At 58.4% G+C, this 17478-nt stretch carries 14 protein-coding genes; 5 read left to right on the top strand and 9 right to left on the bottom strand.

Features of this window, described 5'->3' with window-relative positions:
* Positions 1-6: 6 nt before the first annotated feature.
* From ACR3E6_RS20350 to ACR3E6_RS20340, 3 genes are read right to left on the bottom strand one after another with little or no spacing between them, the layout of a single operon-like run.
* Complete coding sequence (locus ACR3E6_RS20350) at positions 7-1014, bottom strand: ABC transporter substrate-binding protein (RefSeq protein ID WP_480489046.1); 1008 nt, start codon at positions 1012-1014, stop codon at positions 7-9.
* The gene (locus ACR3E6_RS20345; RefSeq protein ID WP_480489044.1) at positions 993-2360 is read right to left on the bottom strand and encodes a sensor histidine kinase; all 1368 of its coding nucleotides are present in this window, start codon (positions 2358-2360) and stop codon (positions 993-995) included. Before ACR3E6_RS20345 ends, ACR3E6_RS20350 begins: the two co-directional genes overlap by 22 nt.
* Positions 2350-3018: a response regulator transcription factor gene (locus ACR3E6_RS20340; RefSeq protein ID WP_171636003.1), complete on the bottom strand. Its 669-nt coding sequence runs from the start codon at positions 3016-3018 to the stop codon at positions 2350-2352. Before ACR3E6_RS20340 ends, ACR3E6_RS20345 begins: the two co-directional genes overlap by 11 nt.
* 107 nt (positions 3019-3125) lie before the next feature.
* Here ACR3E6_RS20340 and ACR3E6_RS20335 point away from each other — a divergent pair, with 107 nt between their 5' ends.
* From ACR3E6_RS20335 to ACR3E6_RS20315, 5 genes are all read left to right on the top strand, one after another.
* A complete protein-coding gene (locus tag ACR3E6_RS20335; protein WP_171636000.1) occupies positions 3126-4106 on the top strand; it encodes a Bug family tripartite tricarboxylate transporter substrate binding protein in 981 nt (326 codons plus the stop codon).
* Between the two features lie 66 nt (positions 4107-4172).
* A complete protein-coding gene (locus ACR3E6_RS20330) occupies positions 4173-4655 on the top strand; it encodes a tripartite tricarboxylate transporter TctB family protein (RefSeq protein WP_152460311.1) in 483 nt (160 codons plus the stop codon).
* A gap of 1 nt (position 4656) precedes the next feature.
* Positions 4657-6168 (top strand): tripartite tricarboxylate transporter permease, encoded by a 1512-nt coding sequence (locus tag ACR3E6_RS20325; protein ID WP_480489041.1) that lies wholly within the window; start codon positions 4657-4659, stop codon positions 6166-6168.
* Positions 6161-7345: a CaiB/BaiF CoA transferase family protein gene (locus ACR3E6_RS20320; protein ID WP_171723730.1), complete on the top strand. Its 1185-nt coding sequence runs from the start codon at positions 6161-6163 to the stop codon at positions 7343-7345. Before ACR3E6_RS20325 ends, ACR3E6_RS20320 begins: the two co-directional genes overlap by 8 nt.
* On the top strand, positions 7342-8109 hold the full coding sequence (locus ACR3E6_RS20315; protein ID WP_171635993.1) for a citryl-CoA lyase: 768 nt from the start codon (positions 7342-7344) through the stop codon (positions 8107-8109). Before ACR3E6_RS20320 ends, ACR3E6_RS20315 begins: the two co-directional genes overlap by 4 nt.
* A 4-nt stretch (positions 8110-8113) precedes the next feature.
* Here ACR3E6_RS20315 and ACR3E6_RS20310 read toward each other — a convergent pair whose 3' ends face one another.
* The 6 genes from ACR3E6_RS20310 to ACR3E6_RS20285 form a co-directional block, all read right to left on the bottom strand.
* A complete protein-coding gene (locus tag ACR3E6_RS20310) occupies positions 8114-9310 on the bottom strand; it encodes an acetate/propionate family kinase (RefSeq protein ID WP_171635991.1) in 1197 nt (398 codons plus the stop codon).
* Positions 9307-10704 carry a bifunctional enoyl-CoA hydratase/phosphate acetyltransferase gene (locus ACR3E6_RS20305; protein WP_480489039.1) on the bottom strand — a complete coding sequence of 466 codons (1398 nt, stop codon included), beginning with the start codon at positions 10702-10704 and terminating at the stop codon, positions 9307-9309. Before ACR3E6_RS20305 ends, ACR3E6_RS20310 begins: the two co-directional genes overlap by 4 nt.
* 172 nt (positions 10705-10876) lie before the next feature.
* On the bottom strand, positions 10877-13054 hold the full coding sequence (locus tag ACR3E6_RS20300) for a Tex family protein (protein WP_480489037.1): 2178 nt from the start codon (positions 13052-13054) through the stop codon (positions 10877-10879).
* 163 nt (positions 13055-13217) lie between these two features.
* Positions 13218-13958 (bottom strand): aspartate/glutamate racemase family protein, encoded by a 741-nt coding sequence (locus ACR3E6_RS20295; protein WP_480489036.1) that lies wholly within the window; start codon positions 13956-13958, stop codon positions 13218-13220.
* Positions 13959-13997: 39 nt separating this feature from the next.
* Entirely contained in the window at positions 13998-15236 is a 1239-nt protein-coding gene (locus ACR3E6_RS20290) for an NAD(P)/FAD-dependent oxidoreductase (protein WP_480489034.1), read from the bottom strand.
* 1 nt (position 15237) lies between these two features.
* Positions 15238-17451, bottom strand: coding sequence for a TRAP transporter permease (locus ACR3E6_RS20285; RefSeq protein WP_171723724.1), 2214 nt, complete (start codon positions 17449-17451; stop codon positions 15238-15240).
* Positions 17452-17478 lie beyond the last annotated feature (27 nt).

Here is a 17478-nt window from a genome sequence, read left to right as displayed (position 1 = left end):
ACGCGGTTATCGCTGGATAACCGCGTTTTCCCATTCAGCCAGAAAACGGCGGCGTTTCAGCCTGTCCAGAAATGTCATGAGCCCCGGGTCCAGCCCAATCGTTTCGCGATCGGTGCCAGTTTCGTGCGGGGCCAGGGGCGGCAAGGTAACAGGGTCGCCTACCCGCTTGGTTTGGTTAGAAATCAGGTGTTTGAGAAAAGACGTAGCCGCATCCGGTTGCGGGGTACCATTCAGCACCATGGCCGTGCGCATCATGGTCGTCTGAAAATCCGACGGCAGAATGATTTCCACCGTGTCCTTGCTTCCGGCGCGGGCTTCGGCATAGCTGCCCAGAACGTTGTAAGCCACTGCAATCTCACCCTTGACGAGGTCATCGATCATATCCGCCGAACAACAGTACAGGCGCACGTCCAATCCACCCATCACCTCCATAAGCCGCCAATACGTCTCGGACGCGCGGGCATCCTGCGTTGCGAACAGATAACCCAGACCGGATTGACGGATGTCATAGGTGCCCACACGGCCCCTGAAATCATCGGGACGCAAACGAAGGATTTCAATCAGTTGTTGCCGGGTCTCGGGGATGGGGCCGCCGGCAAAGGCCGCGCGGTTAATCACGATTGTCGCCGGTTCCGATGTGAACGCGAACAGGCTTTGATGCCATTGCGCCCAGGATGGCAGCGGTATGTCGTCGATGATGCGCCCGAAACCGTCATTTGCCAGCTTCAATTGCAGGTCCATCGCACTGGATATGACGACATCAAAATCTCCCGGCGCGGCGCGGACTATTCGGTCGATATCTGCGGTGCCGGTCACCAGGTATTCGACAGAGATACCGGGGTTTTCTTTGATGAAACCCGCAATCAAGGGTTCGAACAGAAAAGTGTCCGTGCTTGAGATCACACGTAGATGCGCCTCATCCGCCGAGGCGTTGAAAACCTGCCTGTCCTCCCAGGTTTGGGCGACGACAACAGCAGGAAGGCTGAAGAAAATCAAAGCGATAAGATAACGCACGCGCCGCCCCCCTGCCGATTGGTCAATTCCAGTGTGCCACCATGCGCAGATGCAACGTCCTGAACGATTGTAAGGCCCAATCCGGATCCGATGGTTCCGCTTGCGTTCTTCCCGCGCTCAAAACGGCGCGTCAAAGTGCCGATCTCGTCAGGAGGAAACCCCGGCCCACGGTCTTTGACAATTATCTGAATGCGTGGCTCCGAAACAACCTCGATGCGTACGACACTGTCCGCAGGGGCATATTTCAGAGCGTTGTCGATCATGTTGCGCACAGCGTTTTGAATAAGAATCGGATCACCCGAGTAGGAAACCTTTGGATCGCCACTCAGGGAAAGCGACAAGTCCTTCATCTCGGCGATTGGTGTGAGACGCTGCACCAGATCACGGACCAAAGCATTGAGATCAATGTCTTCGCGCTCCAGATGATCAGCGCGGAACGTGATCATCGCATGATCCAGCAATTGCCCCGCCGCGCGCGAGCTTTCATCAATGGCCCGCACCATCGAGCGCAATGCTTCGCGATTTTCTTCCTTTTCAACCCTCTGCAACGTGGCATCGGCATAAGATCGAACGGTTGCCAAAGGGGTGCGCACCCGGTGGGCCGCCTCGGCGATGAAATCCTCCGATTGGCTCAGTGACTGATCCAGTCGCCCCATCAAAGAATTCAACGACGCCACCAAAGGCGCCATTTCGCGGGGTACGGGCTTTTTGAACGGGCTCAGGTCCTGCGGACCGCGCCGGGTGACAGAGGTCGTAAGCCTGTTCAATTGGCCAATCGTGGACGAGGTGGCCCAGAATGACAGCGCAGCGGCAAGAGCAAAGAACCCGATGCCCAAAATCGCCGCGTTGCGTGAAATCTGGTCCAGAGTTTCCGCAAGCGCGTCCTGCGTTTGGCCCAACGCGACCTCGATGATGGTTTGTTTGTTCAGGCCCACAAGGGTTCGCCGAGCACTGACCTGACGTATGGTTTCACCCCGTATCCGACTGGTTTGAAAGCTCCACTTGCCGTCGAATTGCCCTGTGGCCGGCGGCAGATCTTCATACCCTGACAAAAACGCGCCATCCTGAAAAATCGCGTAAAAAACCCGGTCGTCGGACGGTGTGCTGAGCATGGCGAAAGCTGCATAGGGAATATCAACCTCCAACTGACCGTCGCGCAAGGCGGCTGCGTCCAGAATTGAGGTGACCGACGCCCCCAGGATGCTGTCTTGCCCTTGTTGCGCGACCTGTGCGGCATAGTTGCGAACTGCGATAAACAGAAGAAACGCCAATATAGCGGCACCGCCGATCAAAGTCAGGACCAGCCTGTTCCGAAGCGATCCTGACACATAAGGATCAGGAGGCATGATCCAGCCTGTATCCAAGACCGCGAAGCGTGGTGATCTTCAGGTCCGACGCTTCAAGATGTTTACGAAGGCGGCCAACGTAAACCTCGATTGCATTGTCCGAGACATCGTCATCATATGAAAAAAGCCGGTCGGTCAGTTTCTGTTTCGAAAAAACCTGACCAGGCGCGCTGATGAACAGTTCCAGAAGGCGCAGCTCCCGGTTGCGCAACGAAACAGTCTCATCCCCGACGGTCAGATGGCCTGCCAATGGATCAAAGACTATTCCGCCCACTTCAATCGTTGTCCGTGAATTCCCGGATTTGCGACGCAGAACGGCCCGGCAGCGGGCCTCGAGTTCGGCGTGGTCGAACGGTTTGGTAACATAGTCGTCGGCCCCCAGATCCAGCGAACCGATTCGATCCGAAACCTGGCTGCGTGCGGTCAAAACGATCACGGGGGTGTCCAGATGACCTGCGCGATGCCGTTTGAGAAAGTCGCGCCCGTCCCCATCCGGCAACATGATATCCAACAGAATAAGGTCGTATTCCTGAGTTTCGGTAAAGGCAGTCGCCTCGTCCAATTTAGACGCATGATCAACCACATGGCCGTCTAACCTCATGCGTGAACAGATGGCGTTCGCCAGATCAAGATTGTCTTCCACAAGGAGGAATTTCATGGGATTTTTGCTATTTTTTCTGCGTGACAGGTTGATGTCAGGTTGATGTGTTTTTGTTCCACCCAATCTGAGCCGCCATGCGGCTGGTTGTCAAATGGGAGGACATCATGACGACATTCACACTGGGCCGTCGCGCTCTGATTGCAGCTGTGGCTGCCTTTGGTCTGGCCGGGCCGTCCATGGCTGAAGATCAGGTCGTGGACAGCATTCACTTTCTGATCCCCGGTGGCGCCGGTGGCGGCTGGGACGGAACCGCGCGCGGCACGGGCGAAGCGCTGACAAAAGCTGGCCTTGTCGGCACGGCGTCATACGAAAACATGTCGGGCGGCGGTGGTGGCAAAGCCATCGGATATCTGATTGAAAATGCCGACAGCAATCATGGCACTCTGATGGTGAATTCGACGCCGATCGTGATCCGCTCATTGACCGGTGTATTTCCTCACAATTTCCGCGATCTGACGCTGGTTTCGGGTACTATCGGCGACTATGCCGCGATCGTTGTTGGCAAAGACAGCCCGATCAACTCGATGGCGGATCTGCTTGCCGCGTTTGATGCGGACCCAGGCGGCACAGCGATCGGTGGCGGCTCGGTTCCCGGCGGCATGGACCATCTGGTCGCCGCGATGGTGATGGAAGCAGCGGGCAAGGATGCGCTTGGCGTGAAATACATCCCCTATGATGCGGGCGGCAAAGCCATGGCGGCCCTGCTGTCGGGTGAAATCGCCGCCTTGTCCACCGGTTTTTCGGAAGCGGTCGATCTGGCGAATGCGGGTGAAGTCAAGATTATCGGCGTGACATCCGAAGAGCGCGTTGATGCGGCTCCTGACGCGATGACGATGAAGGAACAGGGCATTGATACCACCTTCGTGAACTGGCGCGGCTTCTTCGCGGCCCCCGGCCTGCCCGAAGAAAAGCTGGCCGCCTACCAGGAAGCGATTGCCAAGATGTACGACACCCCGGAATGGGAAGAGGTTCGTGCACGCAATGGTTGGGTCAACATCCACAACTCGGGCGCAGATTTCCAGACGTTCCTGGAGCAGCAGGAACAGCAGATCGGCGATCTTATGAAAAAGCTGGGCTTCCTCTAAGTCCATTTTCGGCAGAGCGGATCCGCCGCTCTGCCTTCCCACGAAAAGGAACAGGGAGGGGCTCTCATGGCGCTGGATCGCTGGATCGCGCTCATTCTTCTGGGTGTGTGTTTGACATATGGCTACGCCGCTTGGTTCACGATGGACGGCAGCCTGCCCCCTTTCATGCAGCGAAATCCGATCTGGCCCAGCACCTTCCCCAAAGTGCTGTCGGTTCTGGGTGTCGTCACCACCACGATTATTTTGCTGGGCTTTGAAAAGGCGGAACCAAAGGAAGCCGATATCGATTACCGGCGACTGGGGGAATACCATCTTGATCAAGCGCTTATGTTGCTGGCCTTGATGGTGATTTACGCGCTTTGCCTGCGCCCTGTTGGGTTTCTGATCTCGACCTCGGCCTTTCTGATCCTCGGGTCTTTCATTCTGGGTGAGCGCAAATGGCACGTCATGCTACCCGTCGCGCTGATCGCCACAGGCGCGGTCTGGTATCTGGTTCAGGAAGTTCTTGGCATCTACATGCGCCCATTGCCGGGCATTTTCGGAGGCTGACATGCTCGAAGGACTTCTGATCGGTCTGCAAACGGCATTCTCAATTCAAAACCTGCTGATGGTGGTCGCAGGGTGCCTGATCGGCACGTTCATCGGCATGCTTCCGGGTCTTGGGCCGATGTCGATCATCGCCATCATGATCCCGGTGGCGATTTCCATGGGCGACCCGTCCGCAGCGCTGATCCTGCTGGCCGGAGTGTATTACGGCGCCATCTTTGGCGGTTCGACATCTTCAATCCTTCTCAACGCGCCGGGGGTCGCGGGCACTGTTGCGTCCAGTTTCGACGGCTATCCGATGGCCCGCCAAGGCAAAGCAGGCAAAGCGTTGACTGTTGCAGCTATTGCAAGTTTTGCCGGCGGTACGATCGGGGCCATTTTGTTGATGGTCTTTGCCCCTGCTCTGTCTTCGGTGGCACTGCTGTTCCACTCAGCCGAGTATTTCGCGCTTATGGTCGTGGGCCTGTCGGCAATCGCAGCCTTCGCAGGCACCGGTCAAGTGGCCAAAGCCGTCATCATGACGCTACTTGGGTTGATCATGGCAACGGTCGGTGAAGGTGCATTGTTCAACCTGCCGCGTTTCACAATGGGTATCATGGATCTGCAATCGGGCTTTGGCTTCATCACGCTTGCCATGGCCATGTTTGCCCTGCCCGAAGCGCTGTTTCTGGTGCTCAAACCAAAGAACCTTCAGGGGGATGACGGCGAGATCAAGGACCTGCGCATCACAGGCCGTGAAGCCAAGGCCATCGCGCCGGTGATCGGCCGCCAATCTGTACAGGGCTTCTTCATCGGGGTTCTGCCCGGTGCGGGGGCAACGATTGCCAGCTTCCTCGGCTACGCGGTCGAGCGCAACATTGCCCCGAAAGAGGAGCAGGACGAATTCGGCAAAGGGTCAATAAAAGGTCTGGCCGCGCCCGAAACGGCGAACAACGCGGCATGCACCGGTTCTTTCGTGCCGCTGCTGACACTGGGCATTCCCGGGTCCGGCACAACCGCGATCCTGCTTGGCGCACTAATTGCCCTGAACGTGACACCCGGCCCACGGCTGATGCTGGACGAGCCGCAGATATTCTGGGCCGTCATCATGTCAATGTTCATTGGCAACCTCGTTCTGCTGATCCTGAACCTGCCGCTGATCCCATATATCGCAAAGGTTCTCTCGGTACCGCGCAATTACCTGATCCCCTTCATTTTGTTCTTCACACTGATGGGGGCCTATATCGGGCAGAACAATGCGACCGAGCTTTTGATACTTGTTGGCTTCGGTGTTTGCGCCACGGCGTTGAAATTTGCCGACTACCCGCTTGCGCCGCTGCTGATCGGTTTCATCCTCGGGGGGATGATGGAGGACAACTTTGCCCGCTCGATGCAGCTCTATGACGGTATTGCTTTCATCTGGGAACGTCCGATGACGCTGGGTCTGCTTGTTGTCGCGGTGCTGCTGGTGCTGTTGCCCAGCTATCGCGCACGCCGCGCGCGTGCCCGGGCCGCAGGGGTTGCCGACGGTGACTGAGCCACTGGCAGGAATACGGGTTCTCGATCTGACGAATGTCCTCGCGGGTCCGTATTGCTGCTATCAACTGGCGCTCATGGGTGCCGAAGTGATCAAGGTCGAACGCCCTGACGGTGGCGACCTTGCCCGCGTCCTGGGTGCTGATCCCGCCAGAAACAAGGCCGGTATGGGCGTCAGCTTTCTGGCGCAGAATGCTGAAAAAAAGTCCATCACGCTCAACATGAAATCAGAACGGGGCAAGGCGCTCCTGAAACGCCTTGTCCAGACAGCCGACGTGTTGGTAGAGAACTTTCGCCCCGGTGTGATGGATCGGCTTGGACTTGGGTATGGCGTCTTGCGCGATGTGAACCCCAGCCTGATTTACTGTGCCATAAGCGGATTCGGTCAGGACGGTCCCCGCCGAGGCGATCCCGCCTATGACCAGATCGTGCAGGGTATCAGTGGCGTGATGTCTGTCACCGGCGGTCCTGACACCGCACCCTATCGCGTTGGCTATCCTTTGGCGGACACGATCGGTGGGATGACGGCTGCTTTTGCAGTGTCCGCCGCCCTGAACGCGGATCCTCGCGGGGCCTATCTGGATGTGGCGATGTCCGAAGCCGTGATCTCGACAATGGGTTGGGTCGTGTCGAACTATCTGATCGCCGGTGCCATTCCCGGGGCCCATGGCAACGAAAACACGACGTCAGCACCGTCGGGAACATTTGCAGCCTCTGACGCGCCCATCAACATTGCCGCCAACCGCGACGAACAGTGGCAGGCACTGGCCAGGCATCTGGGCCGGCAAGACCTGCTGGCCCACCCGGATTATGAAACGCGCGAAGACCGCAAGCGCAATCGCCATGCCCTGCGCGCGGCGCTGGAGGAGACCTTGCGGACCAAAGCGGCATCGGACTGGGTCAGCGAACTCAACGCAATCGGAGTGCCGGCCGGGCAGGTATTGACCGTGCCCGAGGCGCTTGATGACGAACAGCTTGCCGGTCGTGGCCTGATCGGATCTTTTCGAGTGCAGGGCGAAGACATGAAACTTGCAGGCAGCCCCATTGTCATGGACGGCGAACGGCAAATGCCCCAAACCGCGCCGCCTGAACTTGGAGCAGACAATAAAGCGATCTGGTCTGAAGTTGGGTTGACCGGCGCGGAAATGGACGCTTTGAGCAAGGAAGGCATCATATGAGCGATGTGTCCAATTGGTGGACGACTTCCATCATCGATATGGAACCGGGCCGGATCGACCTGCGCGGAGAGCCGATCCAGAATCTGATCGGACATCTCAGTTTCAGCGAGATGATCTGGTTCATGGTTCGTGGCGACCGACCATCTGGGGCGCAGGTCCGGTTGTTCGAGGCCGCGCTGGTTGCCGCCGTGGACCACGGACCTCAGGCCCCTTCCATCGCAACGGCGCGCATGGCCGTGACCTGCGGGCTGCCGCTGAACAACGCGATGGCGAGCGCTGTGAACATGTTGGGGGATATTCACGGCGGGGCTGGTGAGCAAGCGGTTATGCTGTACCATTTCGTGGCGCAACATCCTGGCCGGTTGGATCAAACGCTTGACGAGTGGATCGAGCGTGAAGGAAAGATATTGCCGGGTTTTGGCCATCGTTTCCACACGCCGACGGATCCGCGCGCACCACGTCTGATGGCGTTGGTCCGTGATGCTGTGACGGACGGGGCTTGTGATGGTCAGTTCCTACAGATCGGACAGGCGATCGAGGCAGAGTTGGCCCACCGCAAAGGAAAGCCTGTTCCTATGAACATAGATGGCGCCACCGCGGTGATCTATGCCGAGTTGGGCTTTGCGCCCCCACTGGCACGCGGTCTGTTTTGCCTATCCAGATCGGTTGGCATTCTGGCCCATGCGTGGGAACAGATGCAGCAAGGCGGCCGGAACAAGGGACCGACCCCGCCTGCCTATCGCTGGACCTATGTCGAAACTTAGATCGCTAGGCAGTTCTGAGTCGTGGGCGTTTGGCCAACAGGTCAGCCGCCGCACGGGCAATGACCAGTTCTTCATTGGTCGGGATTGCCATGACCACGACGCGGGACAGATCGGTTGAAATGATCCGGTCATTGTCCGCATTTGCATCAGGATTGAGCTCGATGCCCAGCCATCCCATCCCAGAGCACACCCGGTCACGCACGAGGCGTGAGTTTTCTCCGATCCCACCGGTAAACACCAAGGCGTCGATACCGCCGAGAATGGCCGCCATCGCGCCAAGCTCGCGCCGGATACGGAAGGTGAAATAGCTGATCGCCTGTCGGCTTTCGCGTGTGTCCGCCTTTTCCAGGGTACGCATATCGTTGGACAGCCCGGACAGGCCCAACAGCCCAGATTTCCGGAACAACAGGTCTGAGATTTCGTCAGCGCTCAGCCCTTCCTGGTCCATCAGATACAGGACCACGCCAGGATCAAGTTGACCACAGCGTGACCCCATCGGCAGCCCGTCCAGTGCCGAAAAGCCCATGGTCGATCCGACGGAACGCCCTCCGATCATCGCACACATCGATGCACCATTGCCAAGATGGGCCACGACCACGCGCCCTTCGTGCAAAAGCGGCGCTGTCTTTGCCATGTGATCCGAAATGAATTCATAGCTGAGCCCGTGAAAGCCATAACGCCGAACACCTTTGTCGTAATACTCGCGCGGCAAGGCAAAAACGTCATTCTCCCACGGATGATTGCGGTGAAAGGCGGTGTCGAAACAGGCGATCTGAACCGCATTCGGAAAACGTTCCATCGCGGCCCTGGCTCCGGCCAGATTGTGCGGCTGATGCAAAGGCGCGAACGGCGACAGCTTGTCCAACTCTTGAATGGACGCCTTGGTCAATGGCACCGGAGCGTCGATGTCAGGTCCACCGTGGACAACACGATGCCCGACCGCAGTCACGTCGCTGTTTGGAAATGAGCGCGCAAGCAGGTTCAAAACCCAGTCCAGCGCTGCGGCATGATCGCGTATTTCTCCGGCGGTGCCGCTGGCAAGGACACTTCCGTCGGAAGACTTCGCCTTGACAAACGGCTCTGGTTCTCCAATCCGCTCGACCGCGCCGGTGCACACCATGATCGGATCGTCATCGGTCAGCTCGAACAGACCAAATTTCATGGAAGACGATCCAGCGTTCAGTGTCACGACATGTGTCATGCGGGTGCTCCGGTGCGCGGTAAGGAAAAGGCTTCGTGCAGTGCCGCCACGGCACAGGATGCCAGCCGGGCTTTGTCGTCATCGGCGCGGCTGGTCAAAATGATCGGAGCTTTGGCCCCCATGACCAGACCGGCCCCTTCTGCATTGGCGATATAGGTCAGCTGCTTGGCCATCATGTTCCCGGCATCCAGATTTGGCACCACCAGAATATCGGTTTTGCCCGCGACATCCGACACAATCCCTTTGGAACGCGCAGCCGCAAGGCTGACGGCATTGTCCATGGCAAGGGGGCCGTCAACAAGCCCGCCCGTGATCTGACCGCGTTCCGCCATTTTCGACAGCAAAGCCGCATCAACCGAGGATCGGATCGCCGGATTGACGGTTTCGATGGCAGACAGAACACCCGCCCTGGGGTTTTCGATCCCCAGCGACAGGGCCAGGTCGATTGCGTTCTGGACAATATCAATCTTGGTTTCCAGGTCCGGCTCGATATTGATCGCCGCATCCGTCACCAACAAAGGTCTGGGTTGGCCGGGCACGTCCATGACAAAGACATGGGTAAAGCGGCGGCCGGTGCGCAGGCCGTTTTCACGCCTGAGCGCAGCCTTCAGCAATTCATCCGTATGCAGATGCCCTTTCATCAGCGCTTTCGCACGACCTTCTGCAACCAGATCGACCGCCGCATGGGCCGCACCGACGTGATCGCTCTGCGCAATGATTTCAATCCCATCCAACGACGCTCCGATTTCGGCGGCCGCGTGAGAGATTTTGTCCGGGTTACCGATCAGAATGGGTGTGATGATCGTCTCATGCGCGGCCAGCAGCGCCCCACCCAAGGCGTTGGGCTCTTCCGGGGCTACAACGGCGGTCGGCATGGGCGGCAACGGGCGCACCTTTTCCAGCATGGTATCAAAGTGACGATGACGTTTCACCACCAGCCCGGGCAGATCCAACTCGGCGAACACCATCTCTTTCTCCGGCGCGATCACGACGGCCTGCCCGCTGACGATCACGGCACCGTCCGATGGGCGCGTAACGACCGTTTCAAAGACAACTTCCCGGTTTGGTCGCTTTTCTAGAAGGGTGACTTTGGATACCAGCTCATCACCGGCATGCGCCCTTTCCACAAAATCAAATCGCTGCGATTTATAGAGCGTCCCTGCCCCCGGCAGAACGTTCCCTAAAACGGCCGAGATCAGGGCCCCCACGAACATGGCAGGGGCAACCGCTTCGTTGATGTGGTCGCCGTCGCCGTCTTCGCTGGATAGATGAAGCGGATTGTGATTGCCGGAATTGTTGGCGAACACATAGAAATCATCAACCGAGCACGTGCGGGCCAACTCGGCAGTATCACCGACCTGAAGCTTGTCGTAAGGCGTGTTGTGGTACTGCATGAACTGTCGTTTCCATTTCGATCCGTTTGGCGACACTGAGAACTCTCTTGCTGATACCCAGTTCAGCGCGCAATGGAAACAACGCATGCCGGCTGCCCGTATCGGTCTGCACGCTATTTCCGGCGGGTAACGCCTTTATGTCGTTAAGCCCGGATAATGTGCGGATTGCAGATCAGGCGCGCCGATTTCCACCGCCGCCCTGTTTGCGCATCGAAAGCCCGATCCGTTTTCTGGGTACATCCACCTCGACAACGCGCACTTTCACGACTTGCCCGGCCTTGACGACCTCATGCGGGTCCTTGACGAAGCGGTCGGCCAACTGGCTGACGTGAACCAGACCGTCCTGATGAACGCCCACATCCACGAATGCCCCAAAGGCTGCCACGTTTGTCACGGTGCCCTCAAGAACCATTCCGGGCTTCAGATCGGTTATCTCTTCGATGCCATCCGCGAAAGTGGCCGTGACAAAGCTGGGCCGGGGGTCTCGTCCGGGTTTCTCAAGCTCGGCAAAGATATCCAGAACCGTGGGCAGGCCGAAATCTTCGGTTACGAATTGTTGTGCCCGCAACCCTTTCAAGGCCCCCTCATGGCCCATGATGTGCCTGATATCCCGCCCGCAGGCCGACACGACGCGGCGGGCGACGTCATAGGCTTCGGGATGCACCGACGACGCATCAAGCGGTTCGGCGCCGTCCCTTATGCGAAGAAACCCGGCGCATTGCTCAAAGGCACGCGGACCCAGCCCGGCAACGGACAACAGGTCCTTGCGCGATTGGAACGGCCCGTTCAGATCGCGATGGGCGACGACGGCTTCGGCTTGCGCGGGGCCCAGCCCCGACACACGCGCAAGCAAAGGTGCAGAGGCCGTGTTCAGGTCAACCCCGACCGCGTTCACGACATCCTCGATCGCGGAATCCAGGGATTGCGACAGGCGGTGCTGGTCAACGTCATGCTGATATTGCCCCACGCCGATGGATTTCGGTTCGATTTTGACCAGTTCTGCCAAAGGGTCCTGCAATCGCCGGGCGATGGACACCGCCCCACGCAGCGAAACGTCCAGATCGGGAAACTCTCGTGCTGCCAGTTCCGACGCGGAATAGACCGAAGCCCCCGCTTCGGACACTACTACCTTGGTCGGTGCTTTTACCGCCTTGGGGAGCAGAGCCAAAGTATCTGCAACCAACCGTTCGGTTTCGCGGCTCGCTGTTCCGTTTCCGATGGCGATCAGTTCAATCTGGTGGGCCGAGATCAGGTTTAGGATGGTAGCCTGCGCTCCGCGCAAATCGTTTTTGGGTTGGAAGGGATACAGCGTGTCAGTGGCCACGACCTTGCCCGTTGCGTCAACCACCGCCGCTTTCACGCCGGTGCGGATGCCGGGATCGAGGCCCAAAGTGGCCTTGGCACCCGCCGGAGCAGCATACAGCAAGTCCTTGAGGTTGCGTGAAAAGACCTGAATTGCCTCGTCCTGTGCCCGACTGCGCAGTTCGGCCATCAGTTCGACCATCATCGACAGCGAAAGCTTGACCCGCCAGGTCCACCCGGCCACCTTGCGCAACCAGGCATCACCCGGCCCTTGGCCACGGGTCTGCAAATGCGCGGCCACGATGGATTCGGCCCGGGCTGCCCCGAACTCCGGTTCCGGCGCGATATCAAGTGAAACAATGCCTTCTTTTGACGCCCGCAGCATTGCCAAAGCCCTATGCGATGGAACATCCGTCCATCGTTCGGAATGGTCAAAATAATCACTGAACTTGGCGCCTTCCTTTTCTTTCCCGTCGACAACTCTTGCACTGAGCAGCGCCTCGCGCTGCATGAAGGCCCGCAACTCACCCAGCAGTGTCGCATTTTCCGTTAATCGTTCGGTCAGAATGTCCCGCGCGCCGTTCAGCGCGTCACGAGGGGTGGCAACGGCTTCGCTCAAGTATGCCCCGGCCAGTGTTTCCGGGTCCGCATCGCGATCGGCCAGAATGGCTTCGACCAGGGGTTCCAGCCCGTTTTCACGCGCGATCATCGCCTTGGTGCGCCGCTTGGGCTTGTAAGGCAGATAGATGTCTTCCAGCTGGGCCTTGGTTTCTGCCCGAGCTATCGATTTACTCAGATCTTCGGTCAGCTTCCCCTGTTCTTTTATCGATTTCAGGATGGTTTCCCGCCGTGCCTCAAGCTCACGCAGATAGGTCAAACGTTCGGACAGAAGGCGCAATTGGGTGTCGTCCAACCCACCGGTTGCTTCTTTCCGATAGCGGGCGACAAAAGGAACCGTCGCTCCGTCGTCCAATAGATTGATCGCAGCACCGACCTGATCGGGACGTGCATTGATCTCGGTGGCTATGGTGCGGGCGATACGGTCCAAGGGGGCCTCCTGAAACGGCAGTGGAAGGGCTTCTTAACCAGCCGTTTCAGCAAGGGAAAGTCCCTTGTACCGGTCCGTCCAAAAGCATCAGCGAATAGCAACTGTTTTCGCGGCTATTCGACGCTTCTGAGCCATTGAAAGGAAACACCAGCCTGCAAGGGCCTCACCCCCACGGCATCAGCCCGCAATACCCGGTGCGCGCGCTTACATTATGCGCCATTTGCGCCAGCGTCGTCAGGTCAAAGACCGGCAGTTTCAGGTCTTCCTGAATGCGTTTTGCATAAGGGGGAAGATCCGTGCATTCCAATACCACGGAGCGTATTTCGGGCGTATCGCGCTTCAGCCTGCGCGCAGCGTCCAGCACTTCGGCCTCGATCAGATCTGTGTCCATACGGGTGCGCGCGTTGCGCAGGATGACTTCGGCAAACTCGCTGGTGTGTTCCAGACCCTGTACGGCCACCGGAACGCCCCCTGCTCCAACGCCTTCGAAATGGCGTTGCGTCAGCGCTGACGAATCCGCTGTAATCACCCCGACCGGTGCGCTGGCCCCGGTCATGTGAAAGGCCAACGGCACTTGTATCAGGCTCGAAGCGAAGACAGGCACCGATACGGCCGCGGCCAACTCTTTTTGGAACAGGGCGAGAAACCCGCAACTTCCGGTAATGGCGCGTACGCCTTCAGCCTCAAGCCGTTGCGCGCCTTTAATGAATGGGTTCAGCAGATCAGGCGTCGGATCGTTCAGCAGCGTTGGCACCGTGACGCCATCTATCATCTCGTACAGCACCGGGAACGGCAGGCTGGAAGGGTTCTTGATATGACCGGGAGGTTTGGGAAAATAGCTTTCCAGACACAAAACCCCGATTGAGGCTCCGCAGATATTCTGTCCACCCTGATAGATCGGCATGATTGGGTAATCCTTCTTAGAAACGGTGGTTGTTACGCGTCAAAATCGCGACAAGGCGATTGAATCCAATGGGATGTTGAGGCGCTGCCCAGACACCAGATCAGCCACCAGCTCGCCGGTTTTGGGGGCCATCATCAAACCGTAATGGGAATGACCAAAGGCGGTGAACAGGCCCTTGTGCCCCTCAACCGGACCGATCGCAGGCAAACTGTCGGGAAAAGACGGGCGTCGGCCCATCCAGAACTGTGTATCCGAGGTGTTCAGATCCGGCATCATTGCGCGGGCCTGTGCGGTCAGAAGCGACTGTTTGCGTGGATCTGGCGGCGCGTCGATGCTGCCGAATTCGGCCGTGCCCGCCACGCGCAGACCGTCCTGCATTGAACTGGCCACCACCTTGGCGTCCACGTCCATCACCGAGTTTTCCAGGCTGGCAGAGGGGGTCGGGAATTGGACATGGTATCCACGCTCGGCCACCAGTGGCACGGGCAAACCCAAGGGTTTCAGCAACCCGGCAGACCAAACACCGGCGGCCAGCACGACAGTATCGGCGTGAAGCGCGCCGGCCGACGAGGTCAAATGCCATTGACCGTCTTCCGTGCGCTTTAGTTCTTTGACTTCTGTCCGCACGAACTCGGCGCCTTGTTGACGTGTCTTGTCGGCCAAAACTGCACCGACCCGGCCAGGAGACGTGACCCGCGCCTGTCCCTTGATCAGGATCGCAGCCTTGAAATCTCTGGATAACGCAGGTTCGATCCGGCGCAATTCTGTTCCGTCTATCCGCTCTAGATGTCCGCCTTTTTCCTGCCGGATCAGATATCCCAATTCTTTCAGGTCAGCCTGATCCGGGTTGCGAAACGCGTGGACATAGTTGGAATCAACAATAAGGTCTTCGTGCCCGGTATTTTGCAGATGTCTTCGGTACAGATCTATCGAAGGGCGGCACAGCACCTCCATTGCGTCCGAGATATTGCGTACGGATTTCACGCTTGAATTCTTCAGGAACCTCAGGCCCCAGGGTATCATCCTGGGCCAGAACGCAGGTCTGACGGTCAACGCGCTTTTCGGGTCCAACAGCATCCCGGGGATCGTTTTCCAGATACCCGGCGTGGCCTGTGGAATGACCGACCAGGGCGAGACGACACCGGCATTGCCGTACGATGTCTCCTGCCCCGGTTCTCCACGGTCGATCAGACGCACGGCAATACCGCGCTCCTGCAACGAGAGCGCACAGCACAGACCGACGATCCCGGCGCCGATGATGGTCACTTGTTCAGGCATGTCAGACCGTTGCTTGAATTCGGCTGCGGGCGATCACCTGTGTGATGATGACAGGAGACGCCACCGCCAATGCGATCAGGTCAGCCGTCAGCGTGGGCGCCACGAAGATAACCCCGGCAATGGCCATCAGGATGCGCGACACGAGGTTGAGTGGCTGCAACCAATACCCCACGACCGCTGCCGAAAGGGCGATGACACCGGCGATACAGCTGGCGGCGGTATAGGTGAATTCCCAAAGATCGAACCCGGTGGAAGACACGAACAGCAAAACCGGCGCATAGACGAACGCCATTGGCGCGATGACCTTGCCCAGTCCCAGCGTAAAGGCGGACAGCCCGGTGCGGAACGGGTTGGAATTCGCAATCGCTGCCGCCGCATAGGCCGACGTACAGACCGGAGGTGTGATCTCGGAGACCACGCCATAATACAACACGAACAGATGGCTGGCGATGGGTGGAACCCCCAACTGCGCCAGCGCAGGCTGCGCCACCGAGACGAGCATGATGTACAGCGCCGTGGTCGGGATGCCGGCACCCATCAGAATGCAGACGATGGCAATAAAGACCAGCGAGATAAACAATTGCAGGTCTTCCATCGCAAACAGTTGGAAACTGCCGAACGAGATCATGTTGTAAAGATCGGATGCCAGATTGCCCGCGCCCTGCGTGACCATGAAGCCGATGCGAAAGCCGATGCCGGTAGTGTTGATGACACCCACCACGATACCAACAGCGGCGGCAGCGGCCCCCACGGCCAGCGAGTACTTTACCCCAAGTTCGACCGCGGCCAACATCTCGGGCACTTCTATCCGTTTCTGCGGGTTGAGCGTGGCAATCACCGACAATCCGCACAGAATCGCTGTCATGGACAGGTCAAACCCACCGTCGGAGAACTTCCAAAGCACGAACGCAAGAAACGCCGCCGCGTAGATCAGTGTTGGCGGTTGCTTGATCCGCGACATGCCCGCGATAACCGCCAGCGAAATACCGCAGAAGGCCGACATGAACGGCGTGTAGCCGGTAAACAGGACGACCAACAAACCGATCAACGGAACGATATTGGCCCAACCCTCGGCCCAGACGGCCTTGAGCTGTGGCAATTGCTCTTTCGCCAGACCTTGCAGGTTCAGCTTACGCGCCATCAGGTGCACCACGGCAAAGACGCCGACATAGTGCAGGATTGCTGGAAAGATTGCCGCGATCACGATGGTGGTATAGGGCACCTCGAGGAACTCGGCCATGATGAAGGCCGCAGCGCCCATGATGGGCGGAGTGATCTGACCACCGGCCGAAGACGCGGCCTCGACTCCGCCCGCAAAGTGACCGGGGTACCCAAGGCGCTTCATGTTGGGAATTGTCAGCGCGCCGGTCGAAACGGTGTTGGCCACCGAAGAGCCCGAGATCGTGCCGAAGAAGGCCGAGGATACCACCGACACTTTGGCCGGACCGCCCGTATAGCGACCCGCCAAAATGGTTGCGTTATCAATGAACAATTGTCCAAGCCCCGTTCGCTGAGCGATCACGCCGAACAGGACAAAGTGGAACACGATGGTCGAAACAACCCAAAGCGTCACGCCATAGATTCCTTCCTGCGGGAAGTACATCGACGACACGAAGGTTTTGAAGTTCACGCCCGGATGTTGCAGCAACCCGGGAAAATAGGGACCCATCAGCGCGTATGAGATGAATACGCAGATGATCAGCGGCAATACCCAACCCAGCGTGCGGCGCGCAATGTCCAGTACCAGAAGGATGATGATGACGCCGAGGATCACATCATAGCTGTTTGGGTTGCCCATGCGAAAGGTTTGTTCCTCGATCCCCAGGAACGGGATGCCGCGCCAGGCGAAACCAACGTAAAGCGCGGCGACGATGCCAAGCGCCATGAACACCAGATCATAAAGAGGGACGTTGCCGATGCGGAAGCGACTGACTTTGAGAGCATAGAGGCTTTTGGCCCCGACAATCGGGATCGTGGCGTAGACCAGAATGAACAGCAGAGCCAGATAGATGCCCATATGCCAGTGGTCGGCCGGCAAGCCGAACCCAGCCGTGAAGAATTCGTAGAATGCAAAGATCAGGGCGACGACACGCAACACCTTGCCTGCCGTGGGCGTGACCTGCCGGACAGCGGCGCCTTCGTCGAACTGTTCTTCGATGGCCGCCAGCTCCTCGGCCGTCAGTTCGTGGTCATCAAGTTTCTGGGTCTCGGACATGATGGCCCCCCGATTTCGCAAAATTCC

It is taken from the genome of Ruegeria sp. AL3, from assembly GCF_056536065.1.
This window is presented reverse-complemented; position numbering and strand designations above follow the sequence as displayed.